This window comes from Planosporangium spinosum (genome assembly GCF_049999945.1).
In the GTDB taxonomy this organism is placed as follows: Bacteria; Actinomycetota; Actinomycetes; order Mycobacteriales; family Micromonosporaceae; genus Planosporangium; species Planosporangium spinosum.
Genome location: NZ_JBLYUB010000008.1, coordinates 169,352 through 193,047, shown reverse-complemented (window position 1 = coordinate 193,047; position 23,696 = coordinate 169,352). Strand labels below are relative to the sequence as shown.

Annotated in this window: 20 protein-coding genes and 1 pseudogene; all 21 read right to left on the bottom strand. The window is 69.2% G+C overall.

The features are described 5' to 3' along the window. Positions 1 to 42: 42 nt before the first annotated feature. Positions 43 to 1,260 (bottom strand): acetyl-CoA C-acetyltransferase, encoded by a 1,218-nt coding sequence (locus tag ACNTMW_RS13820; RefSeq protein ID WP_426633914.1) that lies wholly within the window; start codon positions 1,258 to 1,260, stop codon positions 43 to 45. Positions 1,261 to 1,438: 178 nt separating this feature from the next. Then, positions 1,439 to 1,843: a MaoC family dehydratase gene (locus tag ACNTMW_RS13815; RefSeq protein ID WP_426633913.1), complete on the bottom strand. Its 405-nt coding sequence runs from the start codon at positions 1,841 to 1,843 to the stop codon at positions 1,439 to 1,441. 65 nt (positions 1,844 to 1,908) lie between these two features. Beyond that, positions 1,909 to 2,838 (bottom strand): SDR family oxidoreductase, encoded by a 930-nt coding sequence (locus ACNTMW_RS13810; protein ID WP_426633912.1) that lies wholly within the window; start codon positions 2,836 to 2,838, stop codon positions 1,909 to 1,911. Positions 2,839 to 2,868: 30 nt separating this feature from the next. Then, positions 2,869 to 4,350 carry a class I adenylate-forming enzyme family protein gene (locus ACNTMW_RS13805; RefSeq protein ID WP_426633911.1) on the bottom strand — a complete coding sequence of 494 codons (1,482 nt, stop codon included), beginning with the start codon at positions 4,348 to 4,350 and terminating at the stop codon, positions 2,869 to 2,871. Between the two features lie 9 nt (positions 4,351 to 4,359). Further along, positions 4,360 to 4,653, bottom strand: a complete 294-nt coding sequence (locus ACNTMW_RS13800) for a hypothetical protein (RefSeq protein ID WP_426633910.1) — start codon at positions 4,651 to 4,653, stop codon at positions 4,360 to 4,362. A gap of 63 nt (positions 4,654 to 4,716) precedes the next feature. Then, complete coding sequence (locus tag ACNTMW_RS13795; protein ID WP_426633909.1) at positions 4,717 to 5,826, bottom strand: phosphotransferase family protein; 1,110 nt, start codon at positions 5,824 to 5,826, stop codon at positions 4,717 to 4,719. A 597-nt stretch (positions 5,827 to 6,423) separates the two neighbouring features. After that, positions 6,424 to 7,632, bottom strand: coding sequence for an RNA-guided endonuclease InsQ/TnpB family protein (locus ACNTMW_RS13790; protein WP_426633908.1), 1,209 nt, complete (start codon positions 7,630 to 7,632; stop codon positions 6,424 to 6,426). An 80-nt stretch (positions 7,633 to 7,712) separates the two neighbouring features. After that, positions 7,713 to 7,997, bottom strand: coding sequence for a glycoside hydrolase family 88 protein (locus ACNTMW_RS13785; protein ID WP_426633907.1), 285 nt, complete (start codon positions 7,995 to 7,997; stop codon positions 7,713 to 7,715). Positions 7,998 to 8,183: 186 nt separating this feature from the next. Beyond that, positions 8,184 to 9,803 carry a thiamine pyrophosphate-binding protein gene (locus ACNTMW_RS13780; RefSeq protein ID WP_426633906.1) on the bottom strand — a complete coding sequence of 540 codons (1,620 nt, stop codon included), beginning with the start codon at positions 9,801 to 9,803 and terminating at the stop codon, positions 8,184 to 8,186. Between the two features lie 42 nt (positions 9,804 to 9,845). Beyond that, positions 9,846 to 10,547, bottom strand: a complete 702-nt coding sequence (locus ACNTMW_RS13775) for a FadR/GntR family transcriptional regulator (protein WP_426633905.1) — start codon at positions 10,545 to 10,547, stop codon at positions 9,846 to 9,848. Between the two features lie 300 nt (positions 10,548 to 10,847). Continuing rightward, positions 10,848 to 11,921 (bottom strand): 2-oxoacid:ferredoxin oxidoreductase subunit beta, encoded by a 1,074-nt coding sequence (locus ACNTMW_RS13770; RefSeq protein WP_426633904.1) that lies wholly within the window; start codon positions 11,919 to 11,921, stop codon positions 10,848 to 10,850. Between the two features lie 119 nt (positions 11,922 to 12,040). Beyond that, a pseudogene (locus ACNTMW_RS13765) lies at positions 12,041 to 13,849 on the bottom strand (2-oxoacid:acceptor oxidoreductase subunit alpha); the annotation flags it as partial. A 34-nt stretch (positions 13,850 to 13,883) separates the two neighbouring features. Then, positions 13,884 to 15,050, bottom strand: a complete 1,167-nt coding sequence (locus ACNTMW_RS13760) for an NAD(P)/FAD-dependent oxidoreductase (protein ID WP_426633903.1) — start codon at positions 15,048 to 15,050, stop codon at positions 13,884 to 13,886. Position 15,051: 1 nt separating this feature from the next. After that, positions 15,052 to 16,164, bottom strand: a complete 1,113-nt coding sequence (locus ACNTMW_RS13755; RefSeq protein WP_426633902.1) for an acyl-CoA dehydrogenase family protein — start codon at positions 16,162 to 16,164, stop codon at positions 15,052 to 15,054. Next, complete coding sequence (locus tag ACNTMW_RS13750; RefSeq protein WP_426633901.1) at positions 16,161 to 17,486, bottom strand: acyl-CoA dehydrogenase family protein; 1,326 nt, start codon at positions 17,484 to 17,486, stop codon at positions 16,161 to 16,163. The genes ACNTMW_RS13755 and ACNTMW_RS13750 overlap by 4 nt, the downstream gene beginning before the upstream one ends. A 54-nt stretch (positions 17,487 to 17,540) precedes the next feature. Beyond that, a complete protein-coding gene (locus tag ACNTMW_RS13745; protein ID WP_426633900.1) occupies positions 17,541 to 17,960 on the bottom strand; it encodes a Zn-ribbon domain-containing OB-fold protein in 420 nt (139 codons plus the stop codon). Continuing rightward, positions 17,957 to 19,147 (bottom strand): thiolase C-terminal domain-containing protein, encoded by a 1,191-nt coding sequence (locus tag ACNTMW_RS13740; protein ID WP_426633899.1) that lies wholly within the window; start codon positions 19,145 to 19,147, stop codon positions 17,957 to 17,959. The genes ACNTMW_RS13745 and ACNTMW_RS13740 overlap by 4 nt, the downstream gene beginning before the upstream one ends. After that, positions 19,140 to 20,345: a CaiB/BaiF CoA transferase family protein gene (locus ACNTMW_RS13735; RefSeq protein ID WP_426633898.1), complete on the bottom strand. Its 1,206-nt coding sequence runs from the start codon at positions 20,343 to 20,345 to the stop codon at positions 19,140 to 19,142. Before ACNTMW_RS13735 ends, ACNTMW_RS13740 begins: the two co-directional genes overlap by 8 nt. 1 nt (position 20,346) lies before the next feature. Then, a complete protein-coding gene (locus tag ACNTMW_RS13730; protein ID WP_426633897.1) occupies positions 20,347 to 21,660 on the bottom strand; it encodes a CaiB/BaiF CoA transferase family protein in 1,314 nt (437 codons plus the stop codon). A gap of 51 nt (positions 21,661 to 21,711) precedes the next feature. Next, positions 21,712 to 22,473, bottom strand: coding sequence for an SDR family NAD(P)-dependent oxidoreductase (locus ACNTMW_RS13725; RefSeq protein ID WP_426633896.1), 762 nt, complete (start codon positions 22,471 to 22,473; stop codon positions 21,712 to 21,714). Then, complete coding sequence (locus tag ACNTMW_RS13720) at positions 22,473 to 23,696, bottom strand: acyl-CoA dehydrogenase family protein (RefSeq protein ID WP_426633895.1); 1,224 nt, start codon at positions 23,694 to 23,696, stop codon at positions 22,473 to 22,475. Before ACNTMW_RS13720 ends, ACNTMW_RS13725 begins: the two co-directional genes overlap by 1 nt.

Sequence of the window (23,696 nt, the reverse complement as noted above, 5' to 3'; positions counted from 1 at the left end):
GCTCCTCAGTGAATTCTGCGCCTGCCTACGAGTGCCACCTCGTCACGAGAGGCGCTCGAGGATCATCGCCATGCCCTGTCCGCCACCCACGCACATGCTGATCATTCCGAGCTGCTTGTCATTCCACTGCAGCGCGTTGACCAGGGTGCTGGTGAGACGGGCACCCGTCATGCCGAACGGGTGACCGAGAGCGATCGCGCCACCTTTGACGTTCACCTTGTCGAGGTCGATGCCGAGTTCCCGCGCCGACGCGATCACCTGGGACGCGAACGCTTCGTTGAGTTCGATCAGGTCGATGTCGTTGATGCTCAGGCCCGCGTGATGCAGGGCCTTCTCGCAGGCTTCCACCGGTCCGAGACCCATGATCTCAGGGGAGAGCCCACTGACTCCGGTGGCGACTATTCGCGCCAGTGGAGCGATCCCCAGCTCAGCAGCCTTGGAGTCCGACATGATCAGCAGTGCGGCCGCACCGTCGTTGAGCGGACAGCAGTTCCCAGCGGTCACCGTGCCGTCAGGGCGGAACACAGGCTCAAGCGCCGCGAGCCCGTCCAGGGTGACACCCTTGCGCGGGCAGTCGTCGGCTGCGAGGACACCGCCGTCCGGCAGGGTGACGGGCGTGATGTCACGGGCCCAGAACCCCTCGGCGATCGCGGCCTGGGCGAGATGCTGACTGCGCGCGGCGAATTCGTCCTGCTCCGCACGGGTCACCCCGCTGACCTGCGCGACGTTCTCGGCGGTCAATCCCATTGCGATGTAGATGTCGGGGAGCACCCCCTCCTGACGGGGGTCGCTCCACGCCTGTCCGCCTGCTGCCGCCCGGCGAGTCCGTTCCCGGGCCTCGAGGAACACCGGGTTGTGGGTGTCCGCCATGCCGTCCGCCTTGCCGTTCACGTAGCGGCTCACGGTCTCCACTCCCGCGGAGATGAAGGCTTCACCCTCACCCGCCTTGACCGCGTGCAAGGCCATTCGACTGGTCTGCAGACTTGACGCACAGTATCGGTTCACGGTGACGCCCGGGAGGTGGTCCAGGCCGGCCAGTACGCTCACCACCCGGGCCAGGTTGTACCCCTGCTCGCCCGCAGGCTGTGCACAGCCGAGCATCAGGTCGTCGAGGTCACCGGGGTCGAGTTCAGGAACCTTGGCCATCGCCTCACGTACCATGAGCGCGGCAAGGTCATCCGCACGGACGTCACGCAGTGAGCCTTTGTTGGCCCGGCCGATGGGCGAGCGGGCCATCGAAACGATTACTGCCTCGGGCACGGGGTATCCTCCGTCTATTGTGGCTCATCCCATACAGAGCGGGGTGTCGGAACTCTCCTGTTGGACAACAGCCCGCACGCACCGCGCATCACCCGCGCACGCTCCGGGACCCGTCCGGGCCTGACCGTGGGCGTGGAGGTTCCGGTTCGCGTCGACAACTAAGTGGACGGTGCGATTGTCACGGCACCATCACGCGGACGGTCTCCGCGACGCAGGCCGGCTTGTCCTGCCCCTCGATCTCGATCACGTACCGGACGATGCCCTGAACTCCGGCGGCAACGTCTGCGACCTTGACGAGTGTGGCGACTGCCCGGATCCGGGAGCCGGCAGTGACCGGCTGCGGGAATCGAACTTTGTTGACGCCATAGTTGATCGCCATCCGGAGGCCGTCGACCCGGAAGATCTTTCCTCCCAGCACCGGGATCAGGGAGAGTGTCAGGTATCCGTGGGCGACCGTGGCGCCGTACGGCCCCTCAGCCGCCTTCACCGGGTCCGCATGAATCCACTGCCGGTCCTCAGTGACCTCGGCAAAGCCGTCGATCCGCGCCTGGGTGACCTCCAGCCAGTCACTCACGCCGAGCAACTGCCCCTGGGCGGCACGGAACTCATCGATGGTCCGGAAGACCTTCGTCGCTGTCGCCTCCCCTGTCATGGCCGAGGCGCCCCGTTGATCTGGCTGTTCTTACGTGCCCGGGCCACCAGATCGGGAAGCACGGCGCCGAGCTCCGTGGCCTCCCAGCGGCCGTCCCTGGCGACGGTGGGGCCCTTCACCCAGGTTTCGGCGACGCTGATCTCACCGCCCTTGACGGTAAATACACGACCGGTGATGCCTTGGCACTCCGCACTTCCGAGCCAGGCCACGATCGGCGAGATGTTGGCGGGTGAGCCTACGTCGAAGCCCGTCCGGGCGCTCTCCTCGCGCACGCTGGCGACATATGCGTCGAGGCCTGCGGTCATGTCGGTAAGGGCCGTCGGCGCGATGGCGTTGACGGCGACACCGAGCTTCGCGAGTTCGTCGGCGACGATCACGGTGAACGCCGCGATGCCGGCCTTGGCCGCCCCGTAGTTGGATTGTCCGACGTTGCCGAACAGGCCGGAGGGCGAGGACGTGTTCACCACCCGCGGGTGTGGCATGGGGACGCCGGCCTTGGCCCGCTCCCGCCAGTACGCCGCGGCGTGCCGGGTGACGCAGAAGGTGCCGCGCAGGTGGACCTTGATCACTGCGTCCCAGTGCTCGATCGGCATGGTGACCAGCATCTTGTCCCGGAGGATTCCGGCGTTGTTCACGACCGTGTGTAGCTCGCCGAACTCATCGAGCGCGGCCCTTACGAGAGCTTGGGCGCCGTCCCATTCGGAGATGTCGTCATTGTTGCCAACGGCTTCACCGCCGAGGGCAAGGATCTCCTTCACCACCGAGTCGGGCGAGGTGACGTCGTTGACCACCACCTTGGCGCCCTGTCGGGCGAACTCGAGGGCATGCTCGCGCCCGATGCCGGCCGCAGCGCCGGTGACGATGACGACGCGGTCCTCACAGATTCTCATCTTTCCTGCTCTCCTCGATGCCTGAAGTGCGCTCACCCGGCGCGCACTATTCGGGGACCTGCGCTGTCACCCGGACGACGCGGCAGTGAACTCGGCCCGCAGGACTCGACGCAGCAGCTTGCCGGTCTCGTTGTAGGGCAGCTCTGAGCGGAAATGGACAGCCGCCGGCACCCGGGTGGACCGAAGCCCGGCCCGTACCCATTCCTGGAGCTCGCGCACGTCCGCCTCCTGGCCCGCTGCCAGGACGACGAACGCCTCCACGCGCTCGCCCCACTCGATGTCCGGGACACCCACGACACCCGCCTCCGCCACCGCCGGGTGCGCCACCAACCGATCCTCGATCTCGGCGGGCGAGAGGTTCTCTCCCCCGCGGACGATCACGTCGTCCGCCCGTCCGTGCAGGAAGAGGAAGCCGTCGGCGTCGACATGACCATGGTCCCGGGTGGGGTACCAGCCGTCGGCGTCGATGACCGTACGGCCGAGATACTCACCCGACACCTGCTCGCCACGCACCCAGATCTCGCCGACCTCGCCGGGACCGAGCACCCGGCCACGTTCGTCGCGGATCTCGATCTCCACGGTGGGAAGCGCCCTGCCGACCGAGGCCAGCCGCGCCCGCACGGCGGGGTCATCGCTGGCGGCCGCCGCGCGGTGGTCCTCAGGGCTGAGCAAGGTGATGGTGGAGCTGGTCTCGGTCAACCCGTAGGCGTTGACCAGGTCCAGGTCCGGCAGCAACGCCATGGCACGTTCGACGACAGCGGCGGGCATCCGGCCTCCGCCGTAGGACAGGTGCCGCAGGGCCGGCAGGCCCTCCCCGTCGGCCTCGACGACGTCAAGGATCCGGTTGAGCATCGTCGGGACCACCATCGCCTGCGTGATGGCCTGCTCGCGTGCGACGCGTACCCACTCCACCGGGTCGAACGCCGCCATCTGAACCATGCGGCGCCCCGCGTACACCGACGTGAGCACGGAGCTGATCCCGGCGATGTGGTACGGCGGGACCGACACGAGGATCGCCTCGTCCGGCGAGGCGTTGTGGAACTCGACGGTGCCGATGACGTACGGGACGAGGTGGCGGTTGCGCAGCACCGCGGTCTTCGGAGGGCCGCTGGTGCCGCTGGTGAAGAGGAACACGGCGGGCGACTCGTCGTCGGTATCGACCGGCTCCGCACGTGGCCCGCCGGTGGGGACGTCGAGCCACGAAACGCCGGCCGACCACGGTATCCGGGAGGCGCACTGCTGATCCGTGACCACGGCGACCGGGGTGATCTGCTCCAGCGCGGCCGCGATCTGCGCGTCCGTCCAGCGGTAGTTGACGGGCACGTACGGCATGCCCGCCATCGCGGCCCCGAACATGAGGGCGACCGCATCCGGCGAGTTCACGCCGACGTAGGCCACGGCACGAAGCCCGCGTCGCTGCAGCGCCGCGGCGTACTCCTGGGCCCTCGCCGCCAACTCGACATAGGTGAGGCGGACATCCCCGGAAACGACCGCCACCCGCTGGCCGTCGGCCTGGGCAGCCATGTCCAGAAGCATCGTCAGGTTCATCGAGCGACCTCAGTCGGAGGAAGGAAGCTGCTTGTGGACGAGCTGCTCGAGCCGCGCACCGCCCACGGTGAGGGTGCCGACGCCGGGCTTCACGCACAGCACCTGGAGCCCGGACTCCGCGTGCGTGTAGCGCTTGCCCAGTTCGGTGCCACCGCCCAGACCGGGTGCGGTGGCATCCCCGCTGCGGTCCGCTCCGGCCTCGACCATGGGGCTTCCGCCGCACTCGAGGACCACATCAGCTCCCTTGATCACCATGACTTCAGTGGTGCACACGACGCTGACGAGTCGCGTTCCAGTCTTCATTGGTCTTCTCCTCGGTGACTCCGGCCGGTCCGGAGAGGGTTCGCGGTTTGGGTTTCGGTGACCTCAGGAGAGGCCCCCGAGGAGGGCGAGAGCTCGTCGCGCCAGCGGCGCCACCATTTCCCCCCGCTGACGCATGCGCTCGTCAGGCGTTTCGCCGCGGACGCTGCGCGCATACAGCTGTTGCAGAATGACCGCGGTCTTCCAACACCCGAACGCCTCGTACCAGTCGATGTCGGTGAGGTCGAGCGTGCTTGTTCGCGCATAGCGCGCCACGACCTCGGCTCGGGACGGCAGGTCGAGGTTGCGGGTCGCCGACGCGGCGATGAACACACCCGCGGAGTCGGCGGGCAGGGTGTGGTCGGGCCAGTAGTTCAACAGGGTGCCCAGGTCGCACAGGGTGTCGCCGGTCGTGGCCATGTCCCAGTCGAACACCGAGGTCACCCGGTCCGGGTCACCGGAACTGAACTGACAGTTGTCGATCTTGAAGTCGTTGTGCACGATGCCGGCCTTCTGGCTCCTGGGCTTTCCGGCGAGCAGCCGGGCGGCGACCTCACGCATCAGCGCGGTCGTGGCCTCGGCATCGGGGAGGAGCGAGTACTCCTCCACGGCAGCCCAGCGCTTCTGCCAGCCGGCGAGCTGCCGGTCAAGGTAGCCGTCCGGACGGCCCAGGTCCTGGAGCCCGCAGGAGGCGACATCCACGGCGTGCAGGTCCGCCAGCGCATCGATGACCGCAAGGCCGACGCGCCGGCTGGCGTCCGGGTCGGCACTGAGCGCGGGAGGGACACGGTCCCAGACCACGATCCCCGCGCGGTACTCGGAGACGAAGAACTCGGCTCCGATGATCGAGGAGTCCTCGCCGTACAGCAGCGCCCGTGGCGCCCGTGGGTATGCCCGGTGCAGCCGCGACAGGACGCGGAACTCACGACCCATGTCGTGAGCGCCGGCAGCGACGTGGCCGAACGGAGGGCGGCGTACGACGAGCCGCTGTTCGCCGAGGCGAACCTGGTAGGTCAGGTTGGCCGAACCACGCGGGAACTGGAACACCCTGAACTCGCCGGAGAGCTCCGGAAGCTCACGACGCAGAAAGACCTCCAGCGCGGCCCAGTCGAGCTCCTCTCCGGGACGCACCGGGGCGACGTCGGCGTCCGCACCGGGTGTCGGGTTGGGCGTCACGATGACCTCCGGTCCATCTGTGGTGAGGCAGGCATCGAGGCCGCCGAACTGAGTTCACGGTAATTTCTCATGATGAATAAGTCAAGATACTCCGGCCACCACTACCGGAGGGACCGCTTGTCGAGGTGACTATGGCCGGCGATGCAACGCCCCTCCCGTGGCCGGGCGTTGTCGGTTCCCCACTCTGCGGGAGCCTGGGCGTGGATGGTGATGTGGTCGACGTGATCGGCTGCTGCTCACTACCCGGAGCACGATGCGCTGTAGGCGACGCCGGCGTCCTCATCACCGTGAGCGCCGGCTCCACTCTCCGCGCAACCAGCCAACGCGTCGCCAAGCACCGCCGGTGAAGCAAGGCCGATCGCAAGCGTGATACCGGAACCGACCCTGCAGGAGCTGGGCGGCTATGCGGGTATGAACGTCCCCGCGCCGGAAGCCGACAACCCGCGAGGATCGACGACTGTGGACAGCACTCCTCCGGTCAGGATTCGACCATCACGCCGGCATACGAATCCGGAAGGCCCAACGATGCGCGAAGCTGGTGGGCGGCGAGCAGGAAGAAGCTCGGTCGTTCACGCCACACTTGACATCCTCCTCGTCCTAAAGGGCGGGGATTCCCTGGGTCGCCCCAGAGTTTTCCTGCTTCACCGCCGACCGCCCCGTCCGGGAGGACTCCCGTTGAGGTCTTACACCGGCTCCACAGGCCGTCACCGCCAGCCCGGCGGCCAGAAGGTTACGCGCCGCGTTGACGTCGCGGTCGTGGGTCGTGCCGCACCGGCAGGTCCACGTCCGCACGGTCAGCGGCATCTTGTCGGCCAGCGCCCCGCAGGCCGAGCACAGCTTGCTGGACGGGAACCAGCGGTCGACCGCGATCACCTCGCGGCCGTACCAGGCGGCCTTGTACTCCAGCATGGTGCGGAACTGCCGCCACGCCGCGTCCGAGATGGCGCGGGCCAGGCGGTGGTTTTTGACCATGTTGCGCACGGCCAGGTCCTCGATCACGATCGTTTGGTTGTCACGAACGAGCCGAGTGGTCAGCTTGTGCAGGTGGTCGCGCCGGCGGTCGGCGATCCGGGCGTGGATACGGGCGACCGTGAGCCGGGCCTTGGCCCGGTTGGCCGAGCCCTTCTGTTTGCGGGCCAGCTCCCGCTGGGCGCGGGCCAGCCGGGCCCGGTCGGCGCGTTCGTGCCGCGGGTTGATGACCTTCTCCCCGGTGGAGAGGGTGAGCAGGCTGTCCAGGCCGGCGTCCACGCCGACCGCCGCGTTCGACGCCGGGACCTGCTCGATCACGTCGGCGCAGAGCAGGGACACGAACCAACGTCCAGCCGCGTCCTGGCTGACGGTCACCGTGGACGGTGTCACTCCCTCAGGCAGGGGACGCGACCAGACGATGGCCAGCGGGTCGGTCATCTTCGCCAGGGTGAGCTGGCCGTCGCGGTAACGGAACGCGCTGGTGGTGTACTCCGCCGACCGGCGCGACTTCTTCTTGCTCTTGAACGTCGGGTACCGGGCACGCTTGGCGAAGAAGTTCGTGAACGCCACCTGCAGGTGCCGCAGCGCCTGCTGCAACGGCACGCAGGACACTTCGCCCAGGAACGCCAGCTCCTCGGTCTTCTTCCACGCGGTCAGCATCGCCGAGGTGGCGTTGTAGTCGACCCGCTCGCGGCGCAGCGTCCACGCCTCGGTGCGCGCGGCCAGCGCCAGGTTGTAGACCTTGCGAACACAGCCGAACGTGCGCGTGAGCTCGGCGGCCTGCGCGTCGGTCGGGTAGAAGCGGAACTTGAACGCCCGCTTCACGGTCCTGGCCACGGACCACAAGATAGCAAGCTATCTATCGAATCTGGCGGTGACATGCGGGTACCCGCCGAACCGCCTTGGCGGCGGATCGGCTATCCCTGCCCTACTCCGCAGGCGTTCCGTTTCCTCCCCCGCCTGAAGGCGGGGGTATCCACGGAAGGAGTCCGATGACGGGCGAGGCCGGTGGCGGGATCGATCAGGCGACGACCACAGATCAGCAGCTGATGGTATGCCTCGTCGACCCAGTCCGTCCGGCCGACGATCCGTCCCCACATGGCCAGTGCGCCGCACACCGGGTAAACCTCGTCGATCCAGACCTCCGATGCGGCGGCGTTCATGCACAGGAACCCGCCGCTGGTCCGCGGCCCGGTCTGCACTGCCTCGACCTAGGCGAGCGCCGCGCGCCGGTAGTGCTCGTCGCCCGTCCGTTCGTAGAGCATTCCCAGCGCCGGGGTGACCTGGAACGATGCAGTCGCCGCCGCGGGGCGTACCGGCACGGCCGCCACGCCCCACAGACGGAAGGAGGCGTGGCGGCCGTGACGTCGGGCGCCGAAATTGGCCGGTCAGTGTCCGATGACGACCTTGTCCGGGTCGACCTTGATGTCGATGAGCACCGGACGATCCCGCTGGGGCAGCTCCGCGAGCACGGCGTCGAGCTGGTCGAGGTTGCGCACGGTGTAGCCCTTACCGCCCAGCGCGTCGGCGACGGGCGCGAAGTCCGGCCAGTCGAACATCGACGGCGTGGGATCCATGCCCTTGTTGCGGAACTGGATGTGCTCGGCGCCGTAGGCGCTGTCGTTGAACATCACCACCACCAGGTCCAGCTTGTGGCGTACCGCGGTGTTGAACTCCGCCAGTCCGCCGAGCATGAATCCACCGTCGCCGGTGACCAGCAGCGTGGGCCTGCCGGATCCGGTCGCGGCGCCGATGGCGTTGCCCATCCCCAGGCCGATGGAGCCGAAGTTGCTGGTGTGGATGTAGTCGTTGGGGTGCTGCACGTGGAACCTCGTGAAGCAGTTGAAGATGAACCGCCCGGCGTCGAAGACCAGGACCCGGTCCTGCGGAAAGACCTCGTCCACGCGATGGATCGCGCTGCGCACGTCGACGGTCTCGTCGGTGCTCAGATCCTTGAAGTTCTTGTCGGTGTACGCGGCAAGCCGTTGCGCGAGCTCTGGCGAAGCGAAACCGGTGGGCTTCACCTCCGCCTCGTCGAGCAGCTCCACCATCGCATCCGCCACCGCGCCGGCGTCACCCGTCACGGCGGCGTTCACCGCCTGGAAGCGGCCCAGCGCCTCCCGCTCGACGTCGACCTGGACGACGGCCTTGCCGTCGAGAACGGAGCCCTCCGCGGTCGTCCACTTGTTCAACCCGGCGCCGAAAGAGATCAGGCAATCGGCCTTCGTCAGCGTCTCCAGGGCGATCTCGTGCGACAACGTGCCACAGATGCCGAGGTTGTGTGGTTCCCCGCGGAACAGATCACGCGCGCGCAACGTGGTAGCCACCGGCGCTCCGATCCGATGTGCCAGGCGCAGCAACGCCGCGCGCGACTCGGGGTCCGCCGCGCCACGACCGGCCAGCACGACCGGCCGTTGGGCACTGGCGATGATGCCCAGGGCGGAGTCCATGGCCGCCGGCGACGGCGGCACCTGCTGCGGCGCCACCCACCGCTCGCCACGCAGCGGGGTGTACTCCGCCTCCTGCCACTGGAAGTCCGCCGGCACGTTGAGCACGATCGGCCGCTTCTCGAGGTAGGCCCGCCGCACCGCGACCGCGACGTCCTCACAGACCGTCGCGGGAGAACGCACCTGCTCGAAGCCGGCACCGGTCGGCATCACGATGTCGCGCTGCGAGATGTTCTGGAAGTTCTCGCGGTCGACGACCGCCGTGTCGCCGGCCACCACGAGGATCGGGGTCCGCTCCCGCACCCCCTCCACCAGCGGAGTCACGATATTGGTCAGCGCAGGGCCGTGGGTCACCGTCGCGACGCCGATCCGCCCGGTGGTACGGAAATAGCCGTTCGCCGCCAGCACCCCACCAGCCTCATGCGACACCGACAGGAACCTTCCGCCGGCATCGCGCTCGAAACTGTTCATGAGGTAGAGGTTCGCGTCGCCGAGCAGACCGAAGACGGTGTCGATGCCGTTGTCTGCCAACGCACGGGCAATCGCTTGGTGGAAAAGCATGTCTCTCCTAATCTCGTACGTCAAAGCCCGCGCGCAGGCGCCTCAGAGCCACTCGACGGGCCCCTCCACCAGCTCACCGAGCTGCTCCCGATTGATGGCGATCACGTGGTTGAGGTGCCTCTCCATGAGGTCCTCAGCAAGCTGTGCGTCGCCGTCGGCGATCGCCTGCGCCAGCTTGACGTGGTCATCCGCCAGGGCATCGCCGATCAGCCGCGGGTCTCCGACGGTAGCGACGTGATGCGCGACCAGCAGACCGTAGGCCCGGAAGGTCAGCTGCAGAACACGGTTGCCGGCGAGAGCGGCCACCGCGCTGTGAAAGCCCTCGTGTCCCTGGACGAAGTACTCGAGGTCCTCGTGCTGGTCGAGATGGGCGTTGCGGTCGAGGTACGGAGCCATCGCCTCCCGCCGGATCTTCTTGCTCCGGTTGCCCGCGGCCAGCCTTGCCAGTGTGCTCTCGGCGAGCACCCAGGCGGCGAAGAGTTCGTCGTAGGTTGCGCCGGCCAGGTGGAAGAAGAGGGCCTCGACTCGACCAAGGTTCGCCGGGTCGATGCTCCCGACAATGGGGCCACCGCCCGGTCCGCGACGGATGGAGATCATCCCCTGCACCTCAAGGAGCCGAAGCCCTTCGCGCAGCGACTCGCGGCTCACGCCGTACTTCTTCAGCATGACGGCCTCGGAGTCGAGACTGTCGCCTGGCTGCAGCCGCTGGGCGCTGATGTCGCGCACGACCTCGCGGGCAACCACTTCCGACGCCTTCAGTGGACGCAGGACCGCCCCTTGGGCCGCGATGGGGAGGCCCGGTAGCTCGTTCTGGACAGGTTGTGCAGATCGTCGGTTCGGCACAACTACCTCACTTCGGGTCGCTTGTTCTGGGGTCGGTGCTTACTGTCGACTTCCCCGCTGTAGCGTCGATGGCGCCGACGCCGTCCTGGCGGCTCAGGCCGAGGGCCGCTGGCGCGAACCGTCACCGCGGCGCACCACATCCGTGAGCCGCTCCTCACGTACCATTATTCATCATGACGTTTCACGACAGTTTCGTACCGCTCAGACCATCCAGGTATCATCGCCGGTGATCAGCCGCTGCGCCGCGACAATACCCTCGATCGACCCTGGCGTCGGCCCGCTGACGCGTGCGCGGACCCGGTCGTCGTACGTGGCCCGCCGGACGGAGCGCAGCACTCCCGTGACGACGTGCCCCAGGTCCTGGTCGGACAACCGCGCGAGCGCGTAGGCGTACTCCGGGTCGTCCGTTTCGGCGTCGTGGACCACGATCTCCTCCGCCGGCACCAGCGCGGTCGACGCGACCTCGAGCCGGCTGCCGGCGCGGATGACGCAGTACTCCCCCTCGGCCCCGAACACGACAGGCTGCCCGTGCCGCAGCGGGATCAGGCGCTTCTCCGCGCCTTCCTTCCGGAGCACGTCGAAGGAGCCGTCGTTGAATATCGGGCAGTCCTGGTAGATCTCCACCAACGACGTCCCTCTGTGCCGCGCGGCGGCCTCCAGGACCGCGCCCAGCCCCTGCCGGTCGGAGTCCAGGGCCCGCGCGGCGAAGGTGGCCTCTGCGCCCAGCGCCAGTGCCAGCGGGTTGAACGGGTGATCCACGGAGCCGGCCGGGCTGGACTTGGTGATCTTGCCGGTCTCGGACGTAGGCGAGTACTGCCCCTTGGTCAGGCCGTAGATCCGGTTGTTGAACAGCAGGATCGTCATGTTGACGTTGCGGCGCAGCGCGTGGATCAAGTGGTTGCCACCGATGGAGAGCGCGTCGCCGTCCCCGGTGACGACCCAGACCGAGAGGTCGGGGCGGGAGACGGCGAGACCGGTGGCGATCGACGGCGCGCGGCCGTGGATCGAGTGCAGGCCGTAGGTGTCGAGGTAGTAGGGGAACCGGCTCGAACAGCCGATACCGGAGACGAACATGATGTTCTCGCGGCGCAGGCCCAGGCTCGGCAGGAAGCCCTTGATCGTGGCCAGGATCGCGTAGTCACCGCAGCCCGGGCACCACCGGACCTCCTGATCGCTGCCGAACTCCTTGGCGGTCTGCGGACCGTCCGCCTTCGGCACCCCGTCCAGAGCGCTCAGGCCGAGGTCCACGCCTACCAGTGTGGGAGTGGTGGTCATGCGACGTCCTCCTGTCCCTTGCCGTACGTCATCGGCCGCACCCGCGCGACCGCCTCGGAGAACTTGGCCGCCTCGAACTTCTCCAACGACCCGTCCAGGGCACGCCCGAACGCCTCGACCAGTTCGTCGGAGAGAAAGGCCTCGCCCCGCACCTTGGTGATCGGCTGCACGTTGACGAGATATCGCGCCCGCAGCAGCGTGGAGAGCTGGCCGAGGTTCATCTCCGGGGCCACCACGGTCCGGTAGGACCGGAGCACCTCCCCCAGGTTCGCCGGCAACGGATTGAGGTTGCGCAGGTGCACGTGCGCGACCGCGGTACCGGCCGCGCGCATCCGTCGGCAGGCCTCCCCGATCGGTCCGTAGGAGCTGCCCCAGCCCACCACGAGCAGCTCGGCGGCGCCCGACGGGTCGTCCACCGCCGCGTCGGGCACCGAGATACCGGCGATGCGGGCCTGCCGGACCCGGACCATCAGGTCATGGTTCGCGGGGTCGTAGGAGACCGCACCGGTGCCGTTGGCCTTCTCCAGCCCGCCGATGCGGTGCTCCAGACCGGGGGTGCCCGGCAGGGTCATCGCCCGCGCAAGCGTCCGTGGGTCACGCGCATAGGGCGCGTACGTCGTGCCCTCGGGCACGTCCGTGACGTAGCCAGGGTCGATGCGCCGCGCGGAAGCCAGGTCCGGGATCCGCCACGGCTCCGAGCCGTTGGCGATCGCCCCGTCGGACAGCAGCAGCACCGGGGTGCGGTACTCGATCGCGATCCTCGCCGCCTCGACGGCCGCGGCGAAGCAGTCCGCCGGGGAGCTCGGCGCGACCACCGGCACCGGCGACTCGCCGTTACGACCGAAGACCGCCTGCAGCAGGTCCGCCTGCTCGGTTCGCGTCGGGAGCCCCGTGGAGGGACCTCCCCGTTGGACATCCACGACGACCAGCGGGACCTCGGTCATCACGGCCAGCCCGATCGCCTCGCTCTTGAGCGCCAGCCCGGGACCGGATGTGGTGGTGACGCCGAGGCAACCACCGATGGAGGCACCGATCGCGGCACCGATCGCGGCGATCTCGTCCTCGGCCTGGACCGTCGTCGCACCCAGCGAGGCCAGCTTGCTCAGCTCGTGGAGGATGTCCGACGCCGGGGTGATCGGGTAGCTGCCGAGGAAGAGCGGCAGGCCCGACAGTTGGCTGGCCGCCACCAGCCCGTAGGCCAGAGCGCGGTTACCCGACACCTGCCGGTAGGTGCCGGACGGCAGCTGGGCCGGCGCGACCTCGTAGGTGTGCGCGAATGCCTCAGTGGTCTCCCCGTAGTTCCAGCCCGCCCGGAAGGCCAGCACGTTGGCCCGGGCGATCTGGGGGACCTTCCTGAACCTGGTGTTCAGGAACTCCTCGACCGCTTCGGTGGGGCGGTTGTACATCCAGCTGACCAGGCCGAGCGCGAACATGTTCTTGGCCCGCTCGCCGTCCTTCTTGCTGACCTCGGCCGGCACCGTAGCGGCGAGCGTCAGCGTGGTCATCGGTACGGCGTGCACCGAGTACTCCGCGAGGGTCTCCCCCTCCAGCGGACTCTCGTCGTAGCCGACCCGGGCGAGGTTGCGCTTGGTGAACTCGTCGGTGTTGACGATCACCGTGCCGCCCGGGCGCAGGTCCCCGATGTTGGCCTTGAGTGCCGCCGGGTTCATCGCCACGAGCACGTCCGGACGGTCGCCCGGCGTGAGGATGTCGTGATCGGCGATCTGGATCTGAAATGAGGACACGCCGGGCAGAGTGCCGCGGGGGGCCCGGATCTCGGCGGGAAAGTCCGGCATGGTCGCCAGGTCGTTGCCGAACGCGGCGGCCTCACTGGTGAACCGGTCGCCGGTCAACTGCATGCCGTCGCCGGAGTCACCTGCGAACCGGATGACCACGCGGTTGAGCGCGACGGAGGGTACGGCGGTCACGAAACGCGCCTTTCTTCTGATTCGGGCGTGGTGGTCACAGGGCGGTCCTCAGCGAACGAATGGCCTCGGCGTCGATGGTGCGCCCGTCCTGGATCGCGGCCCGGGCCTGCACCATGGACCTGGGGAACCCGACCGACAGGTGCGCGGTGAGCCGTCCGTCCGGCGCCACCCAGGCGACCGCCCACTTCTCCGGGTCCTCGTCCTCGCGGAGGATTACCCGGTCCGCAGCGCGGTGCTGCCCGACGTACTGCACCTTGCGGCCGAACTGGTCGCTCCAGAAGTACGGCACGTCGTCGGCGGCCTTCGGGGCACCCATGATCGCCGCGGCCACGGCGGCAGGGCCGTTCGCGGCCTCGTCCCAGTGTCCGCTGTGGACGCGCGCGCCGTAGCGGGCTGACCAGCGGGCCGCGACGTCGCCGACGGCGTAGACGTTCGGGTCGGACGTGCGCCGGTCGGCGTCCACCGCGATACCGCCGTCGATCTCGAGACCGGAGTCGGCGAGCCAGCCGAGGGCTGGACGCGCACCCACCCCGGTCACGACGACGTCGGCGGCGACCGTGCTCGCGTCGGCAAGCCGGACAGCGCCGTCAGCGACCTCGACGACCTGCACCCCCAGCCGGAGGTCGACCTCGCGCCACCATGGCAGGAACCGTCGACCGACGGACGCGCCCAACTGGGAAGCGAGCGGCGCTTCCGCGCTTTCCAAGCAGACCACCGAGCACCCCTTGGCCAACGCCGCGGTGGCGACCTCGGCGCCGATCCATCCCGCGCCGATCAGCACCACCGCCGCCCCGGGCACCAGAGCGGCACGCAGCTCCGCCGCATCATCGGGGCCGCGGAAGCAGACCTGTCGGCCGGTACCGGGCAGCCGCACCGGGTCCGCGCCGGTGGCGACCACCAGCACGTCGTAAACCACGGTGCCGGCGTCGGTGGTGAGCGTGCGGTTCGTCCGGTCCAGTCCGACGGCCCGCTCACCGAGCCGCACCTTGACGTTGAGCGCCGGGAAGTCGAGGTCGAAGGTGGTGTCGATCTCCTCGCGCAGCGCGGCCTTGGTCAGCGGCGGCCGGTCGTACGGTGGCCGGCTCTCCGCGCCGACCAGCACGATCTCGCCGGTGAACCCGGCAGCGCGCAGCGCCGCACAGGTTCGTCCGCCGGCCATCCCCGCGCCCACCACGACGACGGTTCTCGGGTCCGCGGTCATCTCACGTCCCCTCGACCTTCAGGACGCCGATCTCGGCCAACAGCCGGTCGGTGTAGAAGGACCGGTCGCCCAGCAGCACCGCATTGCTGCGGGCCTTGCGGAAGAACAGGTGTGCGGGGTGCTCCCAGCTGAAGCCGATCCCGCCGTGCACCTGGACGTTCTCGCCGCTGACGAAGCAGGCGGCGGCGGAGGCGGCCAGGATCGCCATCGCGGCGGCGGCACGCCGCCGCGCGGGCTGCTCGGTCGCCGCCCAGACCGCGTGCTCCACCAGCGAGCGGGCCAGGTCGGCCGAGGTCGCCAGGTCGGCCAGGAGGTGCTTGACCGCCTGGAACGAGCCGATCCGACGGCCGAACTGCTCGCGCTCCTTGGCGTAGGCGACCGCATCGGCCAGCGCCTGCTCGGCCACGCCCAACTGCTCGCAGGCCAGCGCGGTCGCGGCGACGTCGCGCAGTACTTCGGTGAGCTCGACGACGTCGGAGCCCACGTCCACACGCTGGGCCGGCGTCTGCTCCAGCACCACGAGGCCGAGCTGCCGGGTCAGGTCGAGGGTCTCCCGGCGCTCCCGCCGTACGCCCTCCAACGGCACGGTGAAGAGCCGGAGTCCGTCGCCCGTAACGGCGGGCAGGATCAGCAGGTCCGCGGTCGGCCCGTCGATGACCAGGTCGACCGTGCCGGACAGTCGCCATGAGTCCCCGACGGGGGCAGCGACGACCCGGGTGGCAGGCCACGCGAAGGCACCGGCCGTGCCTCCGGACACCAGGTCGGGGACCCACCGCTGGCAGGCCGCCGCGTCGCCGGACCGGACCAGTGCTTCGACGGCGAGGAACGTGCCGAGCAGCGGCACGGTCGACAGCCGTCGGCCGCCGGCCTCGAACAGCACCGCCACCTCGGCGATCGTCGCGCCGGTGCCGCCCCACTCCTCCGGTACCGCCAGACCTACGGCACCCAGCTCCTGGTTGAGCCGGTTCCACAGCTCGGTGTCGATACTCCCGGCCGCCGCCGCGTCGGCTCGGTGCACCACGCCGGTGGCCGGCGAGATCCGGTCGAACATGGCCTCGACGACGTCGCGGAGCTCGTCCCGGGCGGCGCCTGCGTCCACATCGTTGAGGATCATCGCGCTCCCACCCCGGCGATCGCTTCCTGGTCGGCGGCGACGGCATCGAGGACCGCCGCGAACTTCGCCCGGGCGGCGGCGTCCAGGCGCAGGTTGTGCCGCGACGGGAACAGGTCCGGAGCCGGCTCGACGCCGCGCAACAGCTGCTTGGCGACCTGCTGCTTGTGCAGCTCGGTGGCGCCGTCCGCGATCGCCATGTGGTAGCTCTCCAGCACCCACTTCCCGAGCGGCAGCTCTGTGGAGATGCCGAGCGACCCGTGGATCTGCAGCGCGCGCGAAGCGACGTCGTGGAGCACCTTGGGCATCGCCATCTTCACACCGGCGATGTCCTTGATGACCTTCTTGTAGTCCTGGTATCTGTCGATCTTCCAGGCCGTCTGCAGCACGAACAGCCGGAACTGCTCGAGCTGCACCCAGGACTCGGCGATCATGTCCTGCACCATCTGCAGATCTCCGAGCCGCTGGCCCCGCGTCTGCCGCGAGACCGCCCGCTCGAGCATCATGTCCAACGACTTCCGCACCAGGGCCACGGTGCGCATCGCGTGGTGGATGCGGCCGCCGCCGAGGCGGACCTGCGCCACCGTGAAGCCGTCGCCTTCCGCACCGAGCAGGTGGTTCGCGGGGATGCGGACGTCGGTGTAGCGGACGTAGGCGTGCGTCCCCTCGTGCCCGGCGTGCCCGGTGACCCCGACATTGCGGATGATCTCCACTCCCGGGGTGTCCGCCGGTACGACGAACATCGACGCACGCCGGTGTCGCGGCGCCTCCGGGTCGGTCACCGCCATCAGCACCAGGAACGAGGCGAACTTGGCGTTGGACGAGAACCACTTCTCGCCGTTGACGACGTAGTGGTCACCGTCGCGGACCGCGCGGGTGGTGAAGCCGGTCGGGTCCGAGCCGCCGCTCGGCTCCGTCATCGAGAAGCAGGAGGCGATCTCACCGGCGAGTAGCGGCTTGAGGTAACGGTCCTTCAGCTCCTCGCTGCCGAAGTGCGCGAGCACCTCGGCGTTGCCCGAGTCGGGGGCCTGGGTGCCGAAGACGACCGGGCCGCTGAGCGTCGTACCGATACGCTCGTTCAGCAGTGCCAGCTTGAGCTGTCCGTACCCGGGGCCGCCGAGCTCCGGACCGAGATGGCACGCCCACAGGTCACGCTTGCGTACCTCGTCCTGCAGCGGCTTGATCAGCGCGTTGCGGACCGGGTCCGTCATGTCGAGCGGATGGACGATCAGCCGGTCGGCCGGCTCGACCTCGTCGCGGACGAACTGCTCAACCCAGTCGAGCTTCTCCTGGTACTCCGGATCGGTCTCGAAGTCCCATGCCATGGTGTGGCTCCCTTTGTTGTCATGGTCGACCGGCGGGCGGCCAGTCCGGAACGGTCAGTCCTTGTCCAGCTCCCAGTTCGGGAGCGTCACCCCGTCCGCGACCGGCTGGAACACGACGCGCAACCGGTCGCCGACGGCGACCTCCGGCCGTCCGGGGAGGTGCCCGAGGAAGCGGACCGGCTTCTCACCCTCGTCCGGCACGACATCCACGAGCACCACCGTGTACGGCGCGGGGAACCGCGGGTTGATCTGGTGCTCGACCACCGTCCAGCTGTGCAGCCGCCCGGTGCCGGGGACATCCCGCCATTCCAGCGCCGCGCCGTGGCACTCGACGCAGCGAGGCCGCGGCGGCTGCTGTCGGTTCCCGCAGTCGGCGCAGGTCTGTACGGCGAGCCGGTGCTCGGCGGCCGCGGCGAAGAATCCACCGGTGTCCGGGTCGTCGACGACCGGCACCAGTCCCATGTCCGCGTTCACGCCGCCACCAGCAGCATCGCGCTGGCCCCCGGCGGCGGAGCCGACGTCACCAGCGACACCTCGGCTCCGTCGACCTGCCCGGTGGAGGTGCCGCGGATCTGCCGGACCCCCTCGACGATGTGGTTCATCCCGTGGATGTAGCCCTCGGACAACTGCCCCCCGGCGGTGTTGACCGGAAGGGCGCCGCCGAGGTCGAGAGCGCCGCTCTCGACGAAGCCGACCGCCTCCTCCGGCTTGCAGAACCCGTAGTCGGCCAACTGCAGGAACAGGGTGATGGTGAAGCAGTCGTAGAACTGCGCCACGTCGACGTCCTGCGGCCCCAGCCCGGCCCGGCCGAAGAGCCGGTCGGCTGCGTGCCGGGACGACATCTCGGTGAGCGACTCGCTCATCAGGACGGGGTACATCTGGCCAGGACCGATGCGCGGCTTGATCGCTTGCGCCACCGACCGGATCAGCGCCGGCGGCTGCGCCAGGTCACGGGCGCGCGGCGTCGAGGTCACCACCACCGCGGCCGCACCGTCGGTTTCGAGGCAGAAGTCGTACAGGCGCAGCGGCGACGAGATCATCCGGGCCGCGAAGTAGTCCTCGAGCGTCATCGCCCGGTCGTGCATCTGCGCGGCCGGATTGGCGTTGGCCCGCCGGCGGCACACCATCGCGATCTCGGCGAGCGCCCGCTCGGTCAGCCCGTACTCCTCCATGTGGCGACGAGCGACCATCGCGAAGAACTGTCCGGGAGACGTCATGCCGTAGGGCGCGAACAGCTCCAGGTACGTCGATGCGCCACCGATCCCGGTGGTCGCCGGGACTCCCTTGCCGAGCCTGCGTCCGGATCGGCCGTTGAGGGCCCGGTAGACCAGCACATGCCTGGCCTGGCCGCTCTGCACGGCCGCCACCGCCTGGCCGACCATCGCGCACGGGGCGGCACCGCCGGCGCCCGTCTGCCCCCAGTAGGAGAGGTCCCGCAGACCGAGCGTGTCAGCCAGGGCCACCGGGGAGGTCTCGTCGTAGTCGCTGCGGACCAGCCCGTCGATGTCGGAGGGCTGCAGTCCCGCGTCGGCGATGGCGTTCAGGGCGGCCTCCGCGGCCAGCGCGGTGACGCTGACCCCGGAGGCCCTGGTGTAGGCCGTGGCGCCGATGCCGACGATCGCGCAGGCGTCGGGAATCCAGTCGTAGGACGGCTCAGACACGGGAGACCCCGGCGAACTCGGCCAGCACCTCGTCGGTGTGCTCGCCCAGCCGCGGCGGCCGGCCCGGTCCACCGTTGCCGTAGGAGAAGCGGTACGGGCTACCCGGGAAGAGAGCCTCGCCGCCGGTGGGCAGCTCCACGGGTACGAAGAACGCCCGCTCCCGCAGGTGCTCGTCCTCGAGGAGGTCCTCGGGCGCGAGGATCGGCCCGAGGGGAAGACCACGTTCCTGGGCCTCCCGGTAGACCGTGGCCGAGTCCTGCATCAGGAAGAACGACTCCATGATGTTCTGGATGTAGGAGAAGTGCTCCTGGCGGTAGGACAGCGCAAGGTACCTCTCGTCGCGCAGGTCGACCGCCAGACCGAGCGAGTCCAGCCAGTCCACCAGCGTCTGCCAGGTCCGGGCGTCGCTGAGGATGAGCGCGAAGTAGACGCTGACCCCGTCCGCGCACTCGAACAGTGCCGGTTGGGTGGGCGACGGCTGGGCGTGCCGGCAGGTCTGCCGATGCAGAAGCACCCGGGGATAGAACCAGTACGGGTTCGCGAGCTCACCGCTGACCGCGATCGCCTCGTGCATCGAGACGTCGACCAGCTGGCCTTCACCGGTAGCCTGCCGCTCGAGCAGGGCGAGCAGCAACCCGGCGTGACCGAAGCTGGCCGCTGTCTGGTAGCCCTGGTTGCCACCGGGCCGGATCGGCGGGAGCGAGTGGTCGTCGTAACCACAGCTCATCAGCGGGCCGCCCACGGCCAGCCCGACAAGGTCGCTGGTGCGGTAGCCGGCCCAGGGACCGGTGAGCCCGAAGGGCGACACGGACAGCGCGATCAGGCCCGGGTGCGCCTCGACGAGCGCGTGGAGGTCGAGACCCTGCTCGGCGAGGTCGGCCGGTCCCGCAGTCGTGATCAGCACGTCCGCACTGGCGATCAGCGCGTCGCGGCTGGCCCGGTCTGCCGGGTCGAGGATGACGCTGCGCTTTCCGGTGTTGTAGGTCCAGAAGTGCAGACTGCCGTCGGGGTCGTTGTCGTCGTCTCCGGCGAAGGGTCCGATCCTGCGTCCCGTGCAGCCCTGTGGCGGCTCGATCTTGATGACATCGGCACCTTCGTCCGCGAGCAGCTTGCCGACGATCTCGCCTTGCGGCTGGTCGGCGATCTCCACGACGCGGAGGCCGCTGTAGGTGCGCTCTCCGGTGGGTCCGTCCCACATGTCAGATGACCCCCTCTGCCTCGAGGTCGGCGATCTCGTCGGCGTCGAGGCCGAGGATGTCCCCGAACACGTAGTGGTTGTCCTCGCCGAGCAGCGGTGCCGAGCGCCAGGTGTGCTGCACCGTCTTCGAGAACGTGATCGGCGTGCCCTCGAAGCGGGCCGGTCCGATGACCGGGTGGTCGAGCTCGAAGAAGGTGCCCCGTTCGGCCAGCTGCGGGTCGTACTCGTTGAGGTCCTCGGCGGTCTGCGCCGCACCGGCGGCCACGCCTGCCCTCTGGAGCAGCTCCATGGCCTCGTGGGGGGTACGCTGCCGGGTCCACTCGCTCACGTACCGGTCGAGGGCGTCCTGGTGCGCGTGTCGCGACGCCTGCGTCGCGAACCGCTCGTCGGAGGCCCACTCCGGGTCGCCGAGCGCGTGGACGAACCGTTCCCAGTCGGTGTCGTCGCAGACGGCGATGGCGACCCAGCGGTCCTCGCCCGCCGACGGGTAGACGCCGTGCGGCGCCGCCTTGGGGTCGTCGAGGCGGTTGCCGCGCGGGAAGCCCGGCCGGCGGGTGACCGCCTTGTTGACCGACACGTCGAGCAGGTCCGGGCCGATCATGCTGATGCCCACCTCGACGGCGGACACGTCCACCTCGGCACCCTTGCCGGTCTTGTTGCGCCGGAGGATCGCCATCATCAGCGCGGCCGAGTTGTAGTAGGCCGCCTGGTTGTCCATGTAGGACAGACCCCACCCTGACGGTTCACGGTCGGGGAGCCCGCTGATGAAGGACAGTCCGCTGACGGCCTGGACGATCGGGCCGTAGCTCTTGTAGTGCGCGTGCGGGCCGCTGTGACCGAAGCCGCTCATCCGGCCGAAGATCACCTCTGGCGAGAGCTCGTTGAGCCGCTCGTAGGTGAGCCCCCACCGCTCCATCACGCCCGGCGCGAAGTTCTCGGTGACCACACTGGATGCCGAGATGAGCCGGTCCACCAGTTCACGCCCGCGCTCGGTCTTCATGTCGACGGTGATGCCGAGCTTGTTGCGACTGTAGTTGTTGTGCAGGCCACCCCGGTTCGGGTCGGCGTCGGCGACCTCCTCGCCGTAGTTACGCACCTCGTCCTTGTAGATCGGCAGCATCCGGGGCCGGTCGATGCGGCGCCGGTTCTCGATCTTGATGACCTCGGCACCGAAGTCGGCGAGCATGCGGGTGGCCACGGAACCGACGCCCATCCAGCAGAAGTCGGCGACACGCACTCCGGCGAGCGGCCCGACTCGGGGTACCGGGCGGCGCGAGCCCTCAGGGGTCTCGCTGCGCTCTTGTGCGGCGAGCATGCGCTCCTCCGTTTCGTTTCGTCGTGGGTGACAGACCGGGCGGCAGGGACGTCAGGGCATCGAGGTCCGTCCCCCGTCAACGGGGAGGACCGTGCCCGTGGTGAAGCTGGACAGATCGCTGCCGAAGTAGAGCGCGGCACCGATGATCTCGTTCGGTTCGCCGGCGCGGCCGAGCGGGAATGCCTTGGCCCGCTCGCGCCACTCCGGCGTATACCACGCCTCGCTGATCTCGGTGAGGAACGGGCCCGCCATGATCGTGTTGCAGCGCACCGTGGGCCCGTATGCCTGAGCCAGGCCGTGGGTCAGCGTGTTGAGGCCGGCCTTCGCCGCGGCATAGACGAGGTCGGTGGCCTTCGGCCGGACCGAGGCGATGCTGCTGATGTTGATGATCGAGCCGCCGCCACCGTCCACCATGCGGGGAGCCGCCAGCGTGCTGAGCCGGAACGGTCCCTTCAGGTTGACGTCGAAGACCTTGTCGAAGAGAGCCTCGGACACGGCCTCCAGGCTGTCGTAGAGAGGCGCGATGCCGGCGTTGTTCACGAGTACGTCGAGCCGGCCGAACTCGTCGTACGCCGCATCGAGCAGCGCGCCACAGCCGTCCCACTCCCCGACGTGCGCGCCCACACCCAACGCCTTGACCCCGGTCTCCGCCGTGATCTCCTCGGCCGCCGCCACACAGGTCTCGGCCTTGCGACTCGCCACGACCACGTGAGCGCCCGCCCGCGCGAACGCCCGCGCCATCTCCAGGCCGAGTCCCCGGCTTCCTCCGGTGACCAGGGCAACCCGTCCCCGGAGGTCGATGGTGACGGTCATCAGCGCTTCTCCTGCGTCGGACGTGGCTCGGGCGGAAGGCCGAGGTGCCGCTCGGCCACGATGGTGCGTTGGATCTGGTCGGTTCCACCGGCGATGCGGTAACCGGGGGTACCGAGCACGTGAGCCGTCCAGCCGAAGGTGCCGGGCTCGCCGGTGTCCGCGATGAGCCGGTCACCGAGGAGCTCCTGGGAGAGCCGGGCGACCAGCGTGAGCTTCTCCACCCACTGCAGTTTCCGCATGGATCCGGAAGCGCCGGGAGGGGCGCCGGTGTCGCGCGCTCGCTGCTCACGGTGCATGGAGACCTCGGCGGCCTGCTCGCGCAGGTGGACCTCCGCGAGCTGTTGCCGGATGTCGCGGTGCCGCAGGGCGTCGGTCCGGCGGGCGAGTTCGACGAGCTGGTCGAACTGACCGCCGACGCCCGACTTGTTGGAGGCGTTGGCGCGCTCGAACCCGAGCGTGGCACGGGTGACCTTCCAGCCGTCCCCGTCGGCGCCCAATCGGTAGCTGTCGGGGATCCGGACGTCGGTCAGGAACACCTCGTTGAAGCTGGTGCCTCCGGACATCTGCCGGATCTGCCGCACCTCGACCCCCGGTGCGTCCATGGGCACCATGAAGGCGGTCAGGCCGGCGTGCTTGGCGACCGACGGGTCGGTGCGGACCAGCGCCTGTCCCCACTCGGCGAACTGCGCCCCGGAGGTCCACACCTTCTGCCCGTTGAGGACCCACTCCTCGCCGTCCCGGACGGCCCGGGTGGCGACGTTGGCGAGGTCCGACCCGGCGCCCGGCTCCGAGAAGAGCTGGCAGGCCAGCAGCGACCCGTCGAGCATTCCGGGGAACAGCAGGTGCTTGAGCGCCTCGCTCCCGAAGAGCCGCACTGTCGGAGCGATCAGGTTCACCGTCACCGAGAACAGCTCGTGGCGGGTGAGCGAGACCGCCGCCGACTCCTCGGTCTTGAAGGCGTCGGCGTACTCCGACGGCAGTCCGGCTCCGAACAGCTCCTGCGGCCAGGACACCGCGGCGTAACCGGCGTCGAACTTGGCGCGTTGCCAGGCCCGCAGCCGGTCGAGGATCTCCCGCTCCGCCTCGCGACTGAGGCTGTGGAACACCGAGACGTCGTACGGGTCGCGTACCGACGCGTCCGTCGGGGCATGCTCCTGCAACCAGGCCCGAGCCCGGATCCGGAACGCCGCGAGGTCGGTGTCCACGACGAGATCAGCCGTCAT

Coding starts and splice junctions, on each gene's coding strand:
- ACNTMW_RS13750 (WP_426633901.1), bottom strand. CDS start 17,486: ATGGCATGGGACTTCGAGACCGATCCGGAGTACCAGGAGAAGCTCGAC.
- ACNTMW_RS13770 (WP_426633904.1), bottom strand. CDS start 11,921: ATGACCACCACTCCCACACTGGTAGGCGTGGACCTCGGCCTGAGCGCT.
- ACNTMW_RS13735 (WP_426633898.1), bottom strand. CDS start 20,345: ATGTGGGACGGACCCACCGGAGAGCGCACCTACAGCGGCCTCCGCGTC.
- ACNTMW_RS13800 (WP_426633910.1), bottom strand. CDS start 4,653: ATGAAGACTGGAACGCGACTCGTCAGCGTCGTGTGCACCACTGAAGTC.
- ACNTMW_RS13720 (WP_426633895.1), bottom strand. CDS start 23,696: ATGACGGCTGATCTCGTCGTGGACACCGACCTCGCGGCGTTCCGGATC.
- ACNTMW_RS13805 (WP_426633911.1), bottom strand. CDS start 4,350: ATGAACCTGACGATGCTTCTGGACATGGCTGCCCAGGCCGACGGCCAG.
- ACNTMW_RS13760 (WP_426633903.1), bottom strand. CDS start 15,050: ATGACCGCGGACCCGAGAACCGTCGTCGTGGTGGGCGCGGGGATGGCC.
- ACNTMW_RS13725 (WP_426633896.1), bottom strand. CDS start 22,473: ATGACCGTCACCATCGACCTCCGGGGACGGGTTGCCCTGGTCACCGGA.
- ACNTMW_RS13780 (WP_426633906.1), bottom strand. CDS start 9,803: ATGCTTTTCCACCAAGCGATTGCCCGTGCGTTGGCAGACAACGGCATC.
- ACNTMW_RS13730 (WP_426633897.1), bottom strand. CDS start 21,660: ATGCTCGCCGCACAAGAGCGCAGCGAGACCCCTGAGGGCTCGCGCCGC.
- ACNTMW_RS13755 (WP_426633902.1), bottom strand. CDS start 16,164: ATGATCCTCAACGATGTGGACGCAGGCGCCGCCCGGGACGAGCTCCGC.